Origin of the sequence: Silvania sp. (assembly GCF_051656365.1) — a bacterium.
In the GTDB taxonomy this organism is placed as follows: domain Bacteria; phylum Pseudomonadota; class Gammaproteobacteria; order Enterobacterales; family Enterobacteriaceae; genus Enterobacter; species Enterobacter hatchlandensis.
Window position 1 is genome coordinate 25,520 of the sequence record NZ_JBOGBT010000084.1, and the last position, 15,957, is coordinate 41,476.

A 15,957-nucleotide genomic window follows, 5' to 3' on the forward strand; every position below is an offset into this window, starting at 1 on the left:
AACGGTTGCGCGGCTAAAACTTCTGCCAAAGTCGGGCTGAAGCGGCAACGAAAAAGACCGCCTTTCGGCGGTCTTTCACAGGATGCTTGACTCTTTTTACAGGAGATTGCCCGCGGTCAGGTTCTCTTTGTCGAAGGCATGGTTCACATCGATATGATTCTGATGCAGTGCCGTGTCGATATTCGAGCCCGCCTCCTGCGGGGAGACGTGATGCGCTGCAGCCATTGCGCCAGATGACAGTGAGGCGGCCAGCAGCAGGGCGCTGACGATGCTGATATTTTTCATTCTCTTTTCCTTCTTCATCGTATTGTCGCTGTCGCGGGTCTTGTCTCTGGCGGCACGGCAATGGGGCAAATTATTTAGTCAGTTCAGCGGTCATGTGCACGCGGTTAGCGAACTGAGCGCTGGTGATTTTGTACGCTGCGCCTTCTCTGGCGGCCTGAGCGGCAATTTTGGCTTCTGCACGGTCAAGGGTGGAGGCGGTGGCGCTGACGCTCTGAGCAAAAGAACCGAAAGAGATCAGAGACAGAGCGGCAACTGCAACGAAAGTTTTGATGGATTTCATGGTCGTATTCCTTAAGCGATTTTGTTTGGGGTAGGGCGTTGTGCCCTGATGTGAGTCATCATAGGCCGACCGAAGTGTGATTAAAATCAAAACAATTTGCGGATTTAATTCAAAATAATTGAATGAATTTCAGGCGAGGATTTCAGAACGGGAAAGCGATCAGTTCCACGCCTTCGGGCGTGACCTTAATCATCGAGCCTTCGGTGTGCCAGGCGCCTAACACCACGCGGTGAGCGGGCTCGCCGTTGACGGTCAGGTCGTGCACGTCCGGACGATGGGTATGGCCGTGGATCAGCCACTGTACCTGATGTTTTTTCATCACGCTGACGACGGCCTGCGGATTGACGTCCATGATGGTCATCGATTTGCTGCTGTTGGCGGCTTTGCTGCCGGCGCGCATCTTCGCCGCAATTCGGCTGCGGATAAACAGCGGCAGGGCGAGAAACAGGGTCTGAATCCAGGGGGTGTGCACTTTGGCGCGAAACGCCAGATAGCCGGTATCGTCGGTGCAGAGCGTGTCGCCATGCATGATCAACACTCTGCGACCGTACAGGTCGAGGACGGTCTCTTCAGCCAGCAGGGTCATGCCGCAATCGCGGGCGTAGCGCTTGCCGAGCAGAAAATCGCGATTACCGTGGATAAAGAAGCAGGGGACGCCGGAGTCGACCAGGGTTTTAAGCGCACTCGCTATCTCGCGGTGCAGCGGGTTCGGGTCGTCGTCGCCAATCCAGGCCTCGAACAGATCCCCCAGGATGTAAAGCGCATCGGCGTGCCGGGCTTCACCCTGTAAAAAACGCAGAAAACCGGCGGTGATCGCCGGTTCTTCTGTTTGCAGATGCAGATCTGCAATAAAGAGTGTCGCCACCAATTATTCGCTGACGGTCACGCTTGTGATCACAACGTCTTCTTTAGGAACGTCCTGATGCATACCGCTGCGGCCAGTGGACACGCCTTTGATCTTCTCGACCACGTCCATACCGTCAGTCACTTCTGCAAATACGCAGTAGCCCCAACCCTGCAGGTTTTCACCGGAGAAGTTCAGGAAGTCGTTATCAGCCACGTTGATGAAGAACTGGGCCGTTGCTGAGTGTGGTGCCTGAGTACGGGCCATTGCCAGCGTACCGCGGGTGTTTTTCAGACCGTTGTTAGCTTCGTTTTTGATAGCCTCTTTGGTCTCTTTCTGGTTCATACCAGGTTCAAAACCGCCGCCCTGGATCATAAAGCCGTTAATGACGCGGTGGAAGATAGTGTTGTCGTAGAAACCTTCGCGGCAGTAGTCCAGGAAGTTTTTAACTGTTTCAGGCGCTTTATCATCAAAAGTGCTGATGACGATATCGCCATGATTAGTGTGGAAAGTAACCATTTTTGCATCCTGTTCCGTTATAGTGGTGCTTCGACCCCGTGGGGGGCCACAATAAGCGCTTGTTATAGCATAACCGCCCGGCGCGATCACCTTGCATTACGTGCTGATTCCGGTTTGAATTACGGGTATACGCTTCATCCTTTAAGTTGCCTCACCGTTGGCTGCGTTCAGAAACCCCGGTCACATAGTTATCTATGCTCCCGGGGATTTCTTCTCTTGCCGCCTTGATGCAACTCAAATGATTTTGCGTGTAGAATACGCCGTTTTCGCCCACACACGTCTCACATGGAATCTTCGATGTTAAAAATCTTCAACACACTGACGCGCCAAAAAGAGGAATTCAAACCTATTCATGCCGGGGAAGTCGGCATGTACGTGTGTGGTATTACCGTTTACGATCTCTGTCATATCGGCCATGGGCGTACATTTGTCTCGTTTGATGTGGTCTCCCGCTATTTGCGTTTCCTCGGGTACAACCTTAAGTATGTACGCAATATCACCGATATCGACGACAAAATTATCAAGCGCGCGAATGAAAACGGCGAAAACTTCGTCGATTTAGTCGACCGCATGATCGCCGAAATGCACAGCGATTTTGACGCGCTGAACATTCTGCGCCCGGACCTGGAGCCGCGTGCGACGCACCACATCCCGGAAATCATTGAAATCACCGAGCAGCTGATCGCCAAAGGCCACGCCTACGTGGCAGACAACGGCGATGTGATGTTCGACGTACCGACCGATCCGCATTACGGTCAGCTCTCCCGTCAGGATCTGGATCAGCTGCAGGCGGGTGCCCGCGTGGATGTGGTGGACGTAAAGCGCAACCCGATGGACTTCGTGCTGTGGAAGATGTCGAAAGCCGGTGAACCGAGCTGGCCGTCGCCATGGGGCGAAGGGCGTCCGGGCTGGCACATCGAATGTTCGGCCATGAACTGCAAACAGCTGGGTAACCACTTCGATATCCACGGCGGCGGTTCAGATCTGATGTTCCCGCACCATGAAAACGAAATCGCCCAGTCCACCTGTGCGCACGACGGCGAATACGTGAACGTCTGGATGCACTCCGGGATGGTGATGATTGACCGCGAAAAGATGTCGAAATCGCTGGGCAACTTCTTTACCGTGCGCGATGTGCTGAAATACTACGACGCTGAAACCATCCGCTACTTCCTGATGTCCGGCCACTATCGTAGCCAGCTGAACTACAGCGAAGAGAACCTCAAGCAGGCACGTTCTGCCCTGGAGCGCCTGTACACTGCCCTGCGCGGCACGGATAAATCCGTACCGGCTGCGGGGGGGGAGGCGTTTGAAGCCCGCTTTATCGAGGCGATGAACGACGATTTCAACACCCCGGAAGCGTATTCCGCGCTGTTCGATATGGCGCGTGAAGTGAACCGTCTGAAGGGTGAAGATATGGCGGCTGCTAACGCGCTGGCTTCGCACATGCGTAAACTGTCCGGCGTGCTGGGCCTGCTGGAGCAGGAGCCGGAAACCTTCCTGCAGAGCGGTGCGCAGGCGGACGACGGTGAAGTGGCAGAGATTGAAGCATTGATTAAAGCGCGTCTGGATGCGCGTCAGGCGAAAGACTGGGCCGCAGCCGATGCCGCGCGTAATCGTCTCACCGAGATGGGCATTATCCTGGAAGACGGCCCGCAGGGCACCACCTGGCGCCGTAAGTAATTCTGGTGCGCTCTGCTGCCCTCTCCCCCGTGGTAGAGGGCGCAAACACTAAAAACGGCAACTTGCGTTGCCGTTTTGCTTTTACCGCCGTTTCCACCACAACATCCCCATTACGATAACCCCCGGCAGCCATACCCACAGCAGTTCTGAGATAATCACCTGATGCCCGTAAGGCGTCATGTAGCGCGACAGGGCAAACGGGGCAACCTTGATCACCTGCCACGGCGCAAAGAAGCGTTCATCCGACCATGGCCATAGCCAGCCTACCCCTTTCCCGCCCGTCGTCACCGAATCCAGCAGGCTGTGCGACAGCAGCGAAACCGTTAAGAACAGCCAGCAGCGTATCAGCCCGGTCCTGAACCATCGTCGGCCCGCCAGTACGCACAATACCGGCACCACAAAGGCGAACAGCAGTGAGTGGGTAAAACCGCGATGACCAAAAATATTGCCGTAGGCGATGCCAAACTTAAAGGCCAGGACGTCGGCATCCGGCAGCATGGCAAGGACGATCCCGGCAAACAGCAGGCGCGGAGGAATAACGCGGGTGCCCAGGCCTAAGCCCAGGCAAAGCGGAACAGCGGCGTGGGTGATAATGGTAGGCATAGCAGTTATCCATGGCAAATCATGGAAATATAGCAGAGCCTGATCGGGCTCTGCGTCGGGCACAAATCTGAATTATGCCGATTCCCGGGCGATCAGCTGCCCGGACAAGGTAATGCGCTGGGTTTGCAGTTCGGGCTCTTTCAGCTTGCGGATCATCAGCCCGGCTGCCTGCCGCCCGGTCTCTTCACTGGCAGACGAGACGTAGGTAAACGACGGCGAGGTGAGGTTAACGTGAAGCATATCCTCAAACCCCACCAGCGCCACTTGTTGGGTCAGAAACACGTCTTTGCCGACGGTGCGTCCCACGTGATGGATCCCGGAGATCGACCCGATCATCGCATCCGGCGAGTGGCAGAGCAGGGCGGTGATGGTGTTGTTCTTCTCCAGCAGCTGACGGGCAGCGAAGCTCACCGCCTGGGTATCGTCGCTACAGGCGGGGGCGGACTCCTCGCGAAACACCAGCCCGTTTTGCGTCATCGCGCTGCGAAACCCCAGCAGACGCTGCTCGCGAATTAAGTCGCCTTCTCTGCCGCCGATATAGGCAATATTGCGATGGCCGCGCTCAATCAGATAGCGGGTGGCAAGATGCGCCGCCTGGCGGTTATCGCGCATCACCAGATTGCAGGTTTCATCCAGCAGCGATTGCGACACGGCAACCAGCGGCAGGGCACACTGGCGGATCATCGCGGGCAGGGCGGCAGTGCGGGTATCAGAGGCCAGATAGATCACTCCGGCGACGCCCTGCTGCTTAAAGGAGAGCAGGCAGCGCTCCAGGTGATCATGGTCGTTCAGCGGCTGGCCGAGAAAGACCATAAAACCTTGCTTCTCCAGCTCCTGGACGATGCTGGCCATCACTTTGATGGAAAAGCTGTCGCTGAAATCACGCAGGATCAGGCCGATAAGATTGGAGGTGTTGGACCGGAGATTGGCTGCGGCAACGTTATGCACGTAGCCCAGCGCGGTGATGGCGGCGTGAACCTTTTCGATTGTCGCCTCAGAGATTTTTCCCTTCTGACGCAGTACCAGCGAGACGGTCGAAACCGATACCCCTGACTCTCTGGCGACATCTATGATGCTGACCTTCTTCACATCTTCTCCCTGAATGCCTGATAAGACAACGTCCCCCGTAAGAGTACAGGAGACGCGTCAATCAGGCTGAATTATTTACCGATCATCGTCGACATGGTCTGGGCGATAAACTGCGCCCTTGCGCCAAAGATAACCTGGATGCCGGAGTCGCCCACGAATACCACCCCGCGTGCCCCCAGCCCGTTCAGGCCATCTTTATCGACCATATTGCTCTTCGCCACTTCCAGACGCAGTCGGGTAATGCAGGAGCCGACAGAGTCGATATTCTGCGCCCCACCCAGCAGACCGATAATTTCGGTAGCGATTTCGGTATCCGTTTTGTCATTCGCATTGGCGGTGACGTCGGTGCGGCCCGGTGTTTTCACGTCGAAGCGACGGATCACAAAGCGGAAGGTGAAGTAGTAAATCAGCGCCATTGGAATACCGATGATCACCGCATTCAGGAAGTTGGTCTGGTAGCCGTTGAACGACGGCAGGATGCCAAACGACAGGTAGTCGATAAAGCCCGCCGAGAAGGATTTGGCGATGTGCGCATCCAGCAGATACATGGTCATGTACGCCAGGCCCGCCATAATGGCGTTGAAGACGTAGAGGACCGGTGCCACGAAGATAAAGGTGAACTCAACCGGCTCGGTGATGCCGGTCAGGAAACAGGTCAGCGCGGCGGAGAACAGAATACCGGCGGCGATCTTTTTGTTTTTGGTGTGCGCTTCGTGGTACATCGCCAGACAGGCCGCAGGCAGCGCGAACAGCATCAGCGGGAACTCACCCTGCATGAACTTACCGGCATTCTGGTACGTATCGCTGCTGAAGGATTTCACCCCTTCTTCCAGCATTTTGAACCAGATGGTCTGGTCGCCGTGGATCACCTGACCGGCCTGAGTGGTGTAATCCCCAAACGAGTACCAGAACGACGGATACCAGATATGGTGCAGACCCAGCGGGATCAGCGCGCGTTCGACCAGGCCAAAGATAAAGGTTGAGGCCGCCTGGTTATCGCCGTTGACGATCACCGACAGGGCATCGATACCGGCCTGGATGTGCTGCCAGACGTACGGCAGCAGCAGACCCATCACAAATGACAGGAATGCAGTGGCAATCGCCACAAAGCGCTTGCCGGAGAAGAAGCCGAGGAATTCCGGCAGCTGCATGGTGTGGAAGCGGTTATAGCACCATGCGGCGAGAATACCGCACAGCAGGCCGCCAAAGACGCCCATCTGCAGCGTCGGAATGCCGACCACCATCGCGTATTTCCCGCCCTGGGAGGCCATTTCCGGGGTGATGCCGAGCACCGTCCCGATGGTGATGTTGGTGATAAACACCGATACCGCCGCAGAGAGTGCCGCAATGCCCGATTCCGATGCCAGACCTACGGCAGAACCGATGGCGAAGAGCATTGGCAGGTTGTCAAAGATAACCCCGCCCGCATTCATCATCAGCGGTAAATGGAACTTGTCACCGAAGGCCAACAGCAGGCCTGCGGCAGGAAGCAGTGAGATCGGCAGCATCAAGGCGCGACCAATCATCGATAATTTCGACAGCGATTTAACAAATCCTGATATCAGACTCATGCTGATTTCCCCCGAGTGCGCTCTGTGAGCGCTGTTATAGTGAGTAGAACGTTTTAGTAGAACGTTCTACTTATCGTGAGGAAAGTGCAGAAATCGCGCAACTTAATTTTCACATTTCAACAAACGAAATAGTGATTTTTTGAAGTCGATCGATAATTAACCGTGATGGGTATAGGGGGATTGAGATCCCCTCTCCCGGTGGGAGAGGGTGAGGGCAACAGCGTGGTGCGGTGTTTACGCTACGACAGTAATGCTCTGACCTTGAAAACTCACCGTCTGACCAGCGACGATTTTGCAACGCTTGCGGGTTTCCACTGCGCCGTCAACGTTGACCAGACCGTCAGCAATGAAGTTCTTCGCCTGCGCACCGCTTTCGCTCCAGCCTTCGAGCTTCAGCAGATCGCACAGCTCGACGTGGGGGTGTTTACCTAATGAAAATGTGGTCATCTTACGCTTCCTCTACGTCGTGATATTCAACGCATGCCTGCAAAGTATTCTCAATCAAAGTTGCTACGGTCATTGGACCGACGCCGCCCGGTACCGGAGTGATATAGGATGCGCGCGCGGCGGCATCTTCATACACCACATCGCCGACCACTTTGCCGTTTTCCAGACGGTTAATGCCTACGTCCACGACAATCGCGCCTTCTTTGATCCACTCGCCCGGAATAAAGCCCGGCTTACCCACGGCAACGATCAGCAGATCGGCGTTTTCAACGTGATGACGCAGGTTTTTGGTGAAGCGGTGGGTCACGGTGGTGGTGCAGCCCGCCAGCAGCAGCTCCATGCTCATCGGGCGACCAACGATGTTGGAGGCGCCAATCACCACGGCGTTCAGGCCGTAGGTGTCGATGTTATAACGCTCCAGCAGCGTCACGATACCACGTGGGGTACAGGGACGCAGGCGCGGTGCACGCTGGCACAGACGACCGACGTTATACGGGTGGAAACCGTCCACGTCTTTGTCTGGAGCGATACGTTCCAGTACTTTCACGTTGTCGATACCCGCAGGCAGTGGCAGCTGAACCAGGATGCCGTCGATTTCTTTATCGGCATTCAGGGTATCAATCAGCTCGAGCAGTTCAGCTTCGCTGGTGGTTTCCGGCAGATCGTAGGAGCGGGAGAGAAAGCCGACCTCTTCGCAGGCTTTACGCTTGCTGCCGACATAAATTTGCGATGCCGGGTTGCTGCCGACCAGCACAACGGCCAGCCCAGGGGCACGTTTTCCGGCAGCAGTTCGCGCCTTCACTTTTTCCGCAACCTCAGAGCGCACCTGCTGCGCAATCGTTTTACCGTCAATAATCTTTGCTGCCATCAGAGAGAAGATTCCGTCTGTAAGGTATGAAAGGGGGATTGCGCACATTTTGTCAGAAGCGAGGGCCGCTGTCAGTCACACTTTGCGGATTTTCCTGTTTCACGCGGTGGCCGCCCGACATCAGTATGAATTGAAAGGGGATCGAACTAAAATGCATTGACTCATCACGCTTTGACCGTATAATTCCACGCGCTTCATCACCGCGAAGCACGCGCATTTCAGTGCGCCCTTAGCTCAGTTGGATAGAGCAACGGCCTTCTAAGCCGTAGGTCGTAGGTTCGAATCCTACAGGGCGTACCATTTCACATCAGTCATTACATCACTCACACACTCAAAACCCCCGTTTACGTTCATCCGGACGCGACTCCTCACGCTTATTCTACGAACCCACCATTTCGTTGATCTACCGACAACATTTACCTCCATTGGGGTATGCACCTTTAACACATCCTGAAATATCGTATGGGCAAAAATAACTACGCATAAACTGTGCGGTTTTTATTGCCGCTTCGCCACCCAGGCAAGCGCCGTCATGGAAGGGCGATATCATGGTTGATCACTCCCGTCGAGGCATGTTGACAGGCAGATGGCGTCAAGCCAGCAGCGGGATCCGTCCGCCCTGGAGTGGGGTAGAGCAGCACTTTCTCGCACTTTGCACTCGCTGTGACGCCTGCATTCAGGCCTGTGAGAGCAACATTCTGGAACGTGGCCAGGGAGGCTATCCGAGCGTCAATTTCCAAAAAGGCGAATGCAGTTTTTGCGCTGCGTGCGCGCAGGTCTGTCCTGAATCACTCTTTCTTTCGCGCCACACCAGGGCCTGGGATCTGATGTTTATCGTTGAGGCACATTGCCTGGCGAATCAGTCCGTTGAGTGTCATCGCTGCCAGGACAGCTGCGAACCGATGGCGATTCGATTTCGCCCCACGCTGTCGGGCATTTATCAGCCCCAACTCGATAACCAGACCTGTAACGGATGCGGGGCGTGTGTCGCCAGTTGCCCGGTATCAGCCATTAAAGCGGAGTACAACCATGTCAACTAGCTGGCAAGTCTGCAGCCTGGTTGTTCAGGCCAAACGTCAGCACATCAGCGCTATCAGCGCTCAGCTGGCTGATTTTCCGGGTTGCGAGGTCGCCCTGAGCGACGAAGCAAGCGGTCAGATGATCGTGGTGGTAGAAGCGGAACAACACGACACGCTGATGCAAACAATTGAGTCGGTACGCAACGTTACGGACGTACTGGCGGTGTCGCTGGTTTATCACCAGCAGGATGAGCAAGGTGAGGAAACACCATGAAACTCAGTCGTCGTAGCTTTATGAAAGCCAACGCCGTTGCGGCCGCTGCGGCGGCTGCCGGGCTCAGCGTACCGGGTGTCGCCCGGGCGGTGGTCGGACAGCAGGAAGCCATTAAGTGGGATAAAGCCCCGTGCCGTTTTTGCGGAACCGGGTGTGGCGTGCTGGTCGGCACCCAGCAGGGACGCGTTGTCGCCTGCCAGGGCGACCCGGATGCGCCGGTTAACCGGGGCCTGAACTGTATTAAGGGCTACTTCCTGCCCAAAATCATGTACGGAAAGGACCGTTTAACCCAGCCGCTGCTGCGCATGAAAGACGGTGCATACAGTAAGGACGGCGAATTTACGCCCATCAGCTGGGAAAAAGCCTTCGACGTGATGGAAGAGAAATTCAAAACGTCGATGAAAGAGAAGGGCCCGGAGTCTGTCGGGATGTTCGGCTCCGGTCAGTGGACCATCTGGGAAGGCTACGCCGCAGCCAAGCTGTTCAAAGCCGGTTTACGCACCAACAACATCGACCCGAACGCGCGTCACTGCATGGCCTCGGCGGTGGTGGGCTTTATGCGCACCTTCGGGATGGATGAGCCGATGGGCTGCTACGACGATATCGAGCAGACCGACGCCTTTGTGCTGTGGGGCGCCAACATGGCAGAGATGCACCCGATCCTGTGGTCACGCATCACCAACCGTCGCCTGACTGACCCGAACGTGACCGTCGCCGTGCTCTCCACCTTCCAGCACCGCAGCTTTGAGCTGGCGGATAACGGCATGATCTTTACGCCGCAAACCGACCTGGTGATCCTCAACTACATCGCCAACTACATTATTCAAAACGACGCGATCAACCAGGATTTCTTCAGCAAACACGTCAACCTGCGCAAAGGGGTGACGGATATCGGCTACGGCCTGCGTCCGACCCATCCGCTGGAAAAGGCCGCCAAAAACCCAGGTTCTGATGCCTCCGAGCCGATGAGCTTTGAGGATTACAAAGCCTTCGTTGCCGAGTACACGCTGGATAAGACGGCCGAGATGACCGGCGTGCCAAAAGATCAGCTGGAAATGCTGGCGAAGCTCTATGCCGATCCTAAGAAGAAAGTGATCTCCTACTGGACGATGGGCTTTAACCAGCACACGCGCGGCGTGTGGGCCAACAATCTGGTCTACAACATTCACCTGCTGACCGGCAAAATTGCCCAGCCGGGCTGCGGGCCATTCTCGCTGACTGGTCAGCCTTCAGCCTGCGGTACCGCCCGTGAAGTGGGCACCTTCGCCCACCGCCTGCCGGCGGACATGGTGGTCACCAACGAAAAACACCGGGCTATCTGCGAGAAGCAGTGGCAGATCCCTGCTGGCACCATTCCAGCGAAGGTTGGGCTGCACGCCGTGGCCCAGGATCGGGCCCTGAAAGACGGCAAGCTGAACGTCTACTGGACGATGTGTACCAACAACATGCAGGCCGGGCCGAACATAAACGAAGAGCGTATGCCGGGCTGGCGCGATCCGCGCAACTTTATCATTGTCTCCGATCCCTACCCGACCGTCAGCGCGCTGGCTGCCGACCTGATCCTGCCCACCGCGATGTGGGTAGAAAAAGAGGGTGCCTACGGCAACGCCGAACGCCGCACCCAGTTCTGGCGTCAGCAGATTAAAGCGCCGGGCGAAGCCAAATCTGACCTCTGGCAGCTGGTTGAGTTTTCCCGTCGCTTCAAAACCGACGAGGTCTGGCCAGAAGAACTGCTGGCACAGAAACCGGAGCTACGCGGCAAAACCTTGTATGAGGTGCTGTTCGCCACTCCTGGGGTGAGCAAATTCCCGCTGAGCGAAATCGCTGAAGAGCAGCTGAACGACGAATCCCGCGAGCTGGGCTTCTACCTGCAAAAAGGGCTGTTCGAAGAGTATGCCTGGTTTGGCCGCGGTCACGGCCACGATCTGGCCCCGTTCGACGATTACCACAAAGCGCGCGGTCTGCGCTGGCCGGTGGTCGATGGCAAAGAGACCCTCTGGCGCTACAGCGAAGGTCACGATCCGTACGTCAAAGCGGGAGAGGGCTACAAGTTCTACGGCAAACCGGATGGCAAAGCGGTGATCTTCGCCCTGCCGTTTGAACCGGCGGCAGAAGCGCCGGACAAAGAATTCGACCTGTGGCTCTCTACCGGTCGCGTGCTGGAGCACTGGCACACCGGCAGCATGACGCGCCGCGTGCCTGAGCTGCACCGCGCCTTCCCGGAAGCGGTGCTGTTTATTCACCCGCTGGACGCCAAAGCCCGCGATCTGCGCCGGGGTGAAAAGGTCAAAGTCATCTCCCGCCGGGGCGAAGTGATTTCAGTGGTGGAAACCCGTGGCCGTAACCGTCCGCCGCAGGGGCTGGTGTACATGCCGTTCTTCGACGCCGCGCAGATGGTGAATAACCTGACCCTGGATGCGACGGATCCGCTCTCGAAAGAGACGGACTTCAAGAAGTGCGCCGTTAAGCTGGCGAAGGTGTAACGGTCATGTCCCGGTCAGCGAAGCTGCAAAATGGCCGCCGCCGCTTTCTGCGCGATGTGCTTCGCACCGCGGGCGGGCTGGCTGCCGTGGGCGTCGCACTGGGATTACAACAGCACACCGCCAGGGCAACGGGCGTGCGGCTGCGCCCGCCGGGTGCGCTAAGTGAAAACGCCTTCGCCAGCGCCTGCATGCGCTGCGGCCAGTGCGTTCAGGCCTGCCCCTACGACACCCTGAAGCTGGCGACGCTGGCCTCCGGGCTGTCGGCCGGCACGCCGTACTTTGTCGCCCGGGATATCCCCTGCGAAATGTGTGAAGACATCCCCTGCGCCAAAGTCTGCCCCAGCGGCGCGCTGGATCGCGAAATAGCGTCTATCGATGATTCGCGGATGGGGCTGGCGGTGCTGCTGGACCAGGAAAACTGCCTCAACTTCCAGGGCTTACGCTGCGACGTTTGCTATCGCGAATGCCCAAAGCTCGACGAGGCCATCACCCTCGAGCTGGATCGCAATATCCGCACCGGCAAGCACGCGCGATTTCTGCCCACCGTGCACAGCAGTGCCTGCACCGGCTGCGGTAAATGCGAGAAGGTCTGCGTCCTGGAGCAACCGGCGATAAAAGTCCTGCCGCTGTCGCTGGCGAAAGGGGAGTTGGGCCACCACTACCGCTTCGGCTGGCTGGAGGGGAACGATGGCAAACCGTAAACGCGATGCTGGGCGGGAAGCGCAGGCGAAAAAGGGCTGGTGGCGGAGTCACCGCTGGCTGGTTTTACGTCGTCTTAGCCAGCTTGCGGTGCTGGGGATGTTCCTCAGCGGCCCGTGGTTGGGGGTGTGGATCCTGCACGGAAACTACAGCAGCAGCCTGCTGTTCGACACCGTTCCGCTGACCGATCCGTTGATTGCCCTGCAAAGCCTGGCGAGTGGCCATCTGCCCGCCACCGTGGCGCTGACCGGGGCGGTCATTATCACGGTGCTGTATGCCCTGGCAGGCAAACGCCTGTTTTGCAGCTGGGTCTGCCCGCTGAACCCGGTGACTGATTTTGCGGGTTGGTTGCGCAGACGGTTTGACCTGAATCAGTCCGCGACGATCCCACGCTCTATACGCTACGTGCTGCTGGCGGTAGTGCTGATTGGCTCCGCGCTGACCGGCACGCTGCTGTGGGAGTGGATTAACCCGGTCTCGCTGCTCGGACGCAGTCTGGTGATGGGGTTTGGCAGCGGCGCACTGCTGATCGTCGCCCTGTTTTTATTTGATTTACTGGTCGTTGAGCACGGCTGGTGCGGGCACCTTTGCCCGCTGGGTGCCCTGTACGGCGTGCTGGGTAGCCAGGGCGCGTTAACGGTGGCGGCCAAAGACCGACACAACTGTAACCGCTGTATGGATTGTTTTCATGTTTGCCCGGAACCGCACGTGCTGCGTGCCCCGGTGCTGGATGAGCACAGCCCGGTGCAGGTGACCAGCCGTGACTGCATGGCCTGCGGTCGCTGTGTCGACGTTTGTTCTGAGGATGTTTTTACAATAACTCTACACAAAATCATTCGAGATGCATCGCAGCCAACAAAGAGGCAGCTTGAAGGATGAAGTGTATATGCGATGGAGTTCGGGAGCGAAACAATGAAAAGCCATGACCTGAAGAAAGCGCTGTGCCAGTGGACGGCCGGGATTGCCCTGGTGGTGAGCGGTGCGGTTTGGGCAGCAAATGGAGTGGATCTCAGCCAGTCGCCGGAAGTCTCCGGAACCCAGGAGGGGGCGATTCATATCCAGAAAGAGCAGGGGCGGATGCCGCTGAACTATGTTAACCAGCCGCCGATGATCCCGCACAGCGTGGACGGGTATCAGGTATCCACCAACACCAACCGCTGCCTGCAGTGTCACGGCGTGGAGAGCTATCGCACCACCGGCGCACCGCGCATCAGCCCAACGCACTTTATGGACAGCGACGGTAAAGTCGGGGCCGAAGTGGCGCCGCGTCGCTACTTCTGCCTGCAGTGCCACGTCCCGCAGGCCGATGCCGCGCCGATTGTGGGTAACACCTTTACCCCATCAAAAGGTTACGGGAAATAAGAGGTCACTATGCAAAATTCTAACCCTAACCCTAAACCTGGCTGGATTAAGCGCCTCTGGCAATGGTGGCGTCGTCCCAGTCGTCTGGCGCTGGGCACGCTGCTGTTAATCGGTTTCGTCGGCGGCATTATTTTCTGGGGCGGCTTTAACACCGGGATGGAAAAAGCCAACACCGAAGCGTTCTGCATTAGCTGTCACGAAATGCGTAACACCGTCTATCAGGAGTACATGGAGTCGGTGCACTACAACAACCGCAGCGGCGTGCGGGCCACCTGTCCTGACTGCCACGTTCCGCACGAGTTTGGTCCTAAAATGATCCGTAAGATCAAGGCCAGTAAAGAGCTGTACGCCAAGGCGACCGGACTGATCGACACGCCGCAGAAATTTGAAGACCACCGCCTGACCATGGCCCAGAGCGAGTGGCGACGCATGAAAGAGAACAACTCGCAGGAGTGCCGTAACTGCCACAACTTCGAGTTTATGGATTTAACGGCCCAGAAAGGCGTCGCGGCAAAAATGCACGACCAGGCCGTCAAAGATGGGCAAACCTGTATTGACTGTCATAAAGGGATTGCCCACAAGCTCCCGGATATGCGCGACGTCAAACCGGGCTTTTAACAGGATGTTAATGCGTGGGCCAACTTGACGCTAAAGCGCTGCTCTGCGAGCGGGATGACAGAATACTGTTCAGCAATCTGTCATTCCAGGTGAACGCCGGGGAGTGGGTACAAATTACCGGGGGCAACGGCGCAGGGAAAACCACCCTGCTGCGGCTGCTCACCGGGCTCGCGCGCCCTGATGCCGGGGAGGTGTGCTGGCAAGGGCAGCCCCTGCATCGGGTGCGCGACAGCTATCATCAGGATCTGCTGTGGATTGGCCATCAGCCGGGGATCAAAACCCGGCTGACGGCGCTGGAGAACCTGCGCTTTTTCCATCACCACGGCGACACGCAGCAGTGCCTGGAGGCGCTGGCCCAGGCGGGCCTCGCCGGATACGAAGACCTTCCCGTCAGCCAACTCTCTGCCGGACAGCAGCGCCGCGTGGCGCTGGCGCGTCTGTGGCTGACCCGCGCCACGCTTTGGATCCTCGATGAACCCTTTACCGCCATCGACGTGAACGGCGTCGAACGCCTGACCCGCCAGATGGCCCGGCATACCGGGCAGGGCGGGATGGTGATCCTGACGACCCACCAGCCGCTGAACGTGGCGAACGATAAAATTCGACGCATCGCCCTGACCCCCGAGAGGGTCGCATCATGATGTGGCGCATCTTCCGTCTCGAACTGCGGGTGGCGTTCCGCCATAGCGCCGAGATCGCCAACCCGCTGTGGTTCTTCCTGATTGTGATCACCCTGTTCCCGCTGAGTATTGGCCCGGAGCCGCAGCTGCTGGCGCGCATTGCCCCCGGTATTATCTGGGTCGCCGCGCTGCTGGCCTCGCTGCTGGCGCTGGAACGGCTGTTCCGTGACGATCTGCAGGACGGCAGCCTGGAACAGCTGATGCTGCTGCCGATCCCGCTCCCGGCGGTGGTGCTGGCCAAGGTGATGGCCCACTGGATGGTGACCGGCCTGCCGCTGCTGGTCCTCTCGCCGCTGGTGGCACTGCTGCTCGGCATGGATCTCTACGGCTGGAAAATTATGGCCCTGACGCTGCTGCTGGGCACCCCGACGCTGGGTTTCCTCGGCGCGCCAGGCGTGGGCTTAACCGTAGGGCTGAAGCGCGGCGGCGTACTGCTGAGCGTGCTGGTGCTGCCGCTTACCATCCCGTTACTGATTTTTGCGACCGCAGCGATGGATGCGGCCTCCATGCACCTTCCCGTTGAGGGGTACATGGCGATTCTGGGGGCGCTACTGGCGGGCAGCGCAACGTTAAGCCCGTTTGCGACGGCGGCTGCGTTACGCATCAGTGTGCAGTAGCGCGGTAATCATTGGA

19 protein-coding genes and 1 tRNA gene are annotated in these 15,957 nt (G+C 57.6%); 11 read left to right on the top strand and 9 right to left on the bottom strand.

From position 1 onward, the window contains the following. Positions 1–96 precede the first annotated feature (96 nt). The 4 genes from ACRDD5_RS15595 to ppiB all read right to left on the bottom strand — a co-directional run bounded on the left by ACRDD5_RS15595 (position 97) and on the right by ppiB (position 1,928). Positions 97–285 carry a hypothetical protein gene (locus ACRDD5_RS15595; protein ID WP_271283377.1) on the bottom strand — a complete coding sequence of 63 codons (189 nt, stop codon included), beginning with the start codon at positions 283–285 and terminating at the stop codon, positions 97–99. A gap of 70 nt (positions 286–355) precedes the next feature. After that, complete coding sequence (locus tag ACRDD5_RS15600; protein ID WP_438677252.1) at positions 356–565, bottom strand: YdgH/BhsA/McbA-like domain containing protein; 210 nt, start codon at positions 563–565, stop codon at positions 356–358. A gap of 142 nt (positions 566–707) precedes the next feature. Then, positions 708–1,430 (bottom strand): UDP-2,3-diacylglucosamine diphosphatase, encoded by a 723-nt coding sequence (gene lpxH, locus ACRDD5_RS15605; RefSeq protein WP_438677253.1) that lies wholly within the window; start codon positions 1,428–1,430, stop codon positions 708–710. Between the two features lie 3 nt (positions 1,431–1,433). After that, positions 1,434–1,928, bottom strand: a complete 495-nt coding sequence (ppiB, locus tag ACRDD5_RS15610) for a peptidylprolyl isomerase B (RefSeq protein ID WP_271283380.1) — start codon at positions 1,926–1,928, stop codon at positions 1,434–1,436. Positions 1,929–2,225: 297 nt separating this feature from the next. Here ppiB and cysS point away from each other — a divergent pair, with 297 nt between their 5' ends. After that, the gene (cysS, locus tag ACRDD5_RS15615) at positions 2,226–3,611 is read left to right on the top strand and encodes a cysteine--tRNA ligase (RefSeq protein WP_438677254.1); all 1,386 of its coding nucleotides are present in this window, start codon (positions 2,226–2,228) and stop codon (positions 3,609–3,611) included. An 81-nt stretch (positions 3,612–3,692) separates the two neighbouring features. Here the strand turns inward: cysS and ACRDD5_RS15620 are convergent, their stop codons facing one another. The 5 genes from ACRDD5_RS15620 to folD form a co-directional block, all read right to left on the bottom strand. After that, a complete protein-coding gene (locus ACRDD5_RS15620) occupies positions 3,693–4,214 on the bottom strand; it encodes a metal-dependent hydrolase (protein WP_271283382.1) in 522 nt (173 codons plus the stop codon). Positions 4,215–4,286: 72 nt separating this feature from the next. After that, positions 4,287–5,303 (bottom strand): Mal regulon transcriptional regulator MalI, encoded by a 1,017-nt coding sequence (malI, locus tag ACRDD5_RS15625; RefSeq protein WP_438677255.1) that lies wholly within the window; start codon positions 5,301–5,303, stop codon positions 4,287–4,289. Between the two features lie 71 nt (positions 5,304–5,374). Next, complete coding sequence (locus tag ACRDD5_RS15630; RefSeq protein ID WP_271283384.1) at positions 5,375–6,874, bottom strand: PTS transporter subunit EIIC; 1,500 nt, start codon at positions 6,872–6,874, stop codon at positions 5,375–5,377. Between the two features lie 234 nt (positions 6,875–7,108). Then, the gene (ybcJ, locus tag ACRDD5_RS15635) at positions 7,109–7,321 is read right to left on the bottom strand and encodes a ribosome-associated protein YbcJ (protein ID WP_438677256.1); all 213 of its coding nucleotides are present in this window, start codon (positions 7,319–7,321) and stop codon (positions 7,109–7,111) included. 1 nt (position 7,322) lies between these two features. Further along, the gene (gene folD / locus ACRDD5_RS15640) at positions 7,323–8,189 is read right to left on the bottom strand and encodes a bifunctional methylenetetrahydrofolate dehydrogenase/methenyltetrahydrofolate cyclohydrolase FolD (protein WP_271283386.1); all 867 of its coding nucleotides are present in this window, start codon (positions 8,187–8,189) and stop codon (positions 7,323–7,325) included. A gap of 223 nt (positions 8,190–8,412) precedes the next feature. On the opposite strand from folD, the gene ACRDD5_RS15645 reads away from it, so the two are divergent. The 10 genes from ACRDD5_RS15645 to ccmB all read left to right on the top strand — a co-directional run bounded on the left by ACRDD5_RS15645 (position 8,413) and on the right by ccmB (position 15,941). Next, positions 8,413–8,489: transfer RNA gene (locus ACRDD5_RS15645), tRNA-Arg, on the top strand. Positions 8,490–8,734: 245 nt separating this feature from the next. Then, positions 8,735–9,229 (top strand): ferredoxin-type protein NapF, encoded by a 495-nt coding sequence (gene napF, locus ACRDD5_RS15650; protein WP_438677313.1) that lies wholly within the window; start codon positions 8,735–8,737, stop codon positions 9,227–9,229. After that, positions 9,219–9,482, top strand: coding sequence for a chaperone NapD (gene napD, locus ACRDD5_RS15655; RefSeq protein ID WP_271283387.1), 264 nt, complete (start codon positions 9,219–9,221; stop codon positions 9,480–9,482). Before napF ends, napD begins: the two co-directional genes overlap by 11 nt. Next, a complete protein-coding gene (gene napA / locus ACRDD5_RS15660) occupies positions 9,479–11,965 on the top strand; it encodes a nitrate reductase catalytic subunit NapA (protein ID WP_438677257.1) in 2,487 nt (828 codons plus the stop codon). The genes napD and napA overlap by 4 nt, the downstream gene beginning before the upstream one ends. Positions 11,966–11,970: 5 nt before the next feature. Continuing rightward, complete coding sequence (gene napG / locus ACRDD5_RS15665) at positions 11,971–12,666, top strand: ferredoxin-type protein NapG (RefSeq protein ID WP_438677258.1); 696 nt, start codon at positions 11,971–11,973, stop codon at positions 12,664–12,666. After that, positions 12,653–13,543, top strand: a complete 891-nt coding sequence (gene napH, locus ACRDD5_RS15670) for a quinol dehydrogenase ferredoxin subunit NapH (protein WP_438677259.1) — start codon at positions 12,653–12,655, stop codon at positions 13,541–13,543. The genes napG and napH overlap by 14 nt, the downstream gene beginning before the upstream one ends. 33 nt (positions 13,544–13,576) lie before the next feature. After that, positions 13,577–14,026 carry a nitrate reductase cytochrome c-type subunit gene (napB, locus tag ACRDD5_RS15675; RefSeq protein ID WP_271283391.1) on the top strand — a complete coding sequence of 150 codons (450 nt, stop codon included), beginning with the start codon at positions 13,577–13,579 and terminating at the stop codon, positions 14,024–14,026. Between the two features lie 9 nt (positions 14,027–14,035). Next, positions 14,036–14,644 carry a cytochrome c-type protein NapC gene (gene napC, locus ACRDD5_RS15680; RefSeq protein ID WP_438677260.1) on the top strand — a complete coding sequence of 203 codons (609 nt, stop codon included), beginning with the start codon at positions 14,036–14,038 and terminating at the stop codon, positions 14,642–14,644. A gap of 14 nt (positions 14,645–14,658) precedes the next feature. Beyond that, positions 14,659–15,285, top strand: a complete 627-nt coding sequence (ccmA, locus tag ACRDD5_RS15685; protein ID WP_271283393.1) for a cytochrome c biogenesis heme-transporting ATPase CcmA — start codon at positions 14,659–14,661, stop codon at positions 15,283–15,285. After that, the gene (gene ccmB, locus ACRDD5_RS15690) at positions 15,279–15,941 is read left to right on the top strand and encodes a heme exporter protein CcmB (RefSeq protein WP_438677314.1); all 663 of its coding nucleotides are present in this window, start codon (positions 15,279–15,281) and stop codon (positions 15,939–15,941) included. The genes ccmA and ccmB overlap by 7 nt, the downstream gene beginning before the upstream one ends. Positions 15,942–15,957 lie beyond the last annotated feature (16 nt).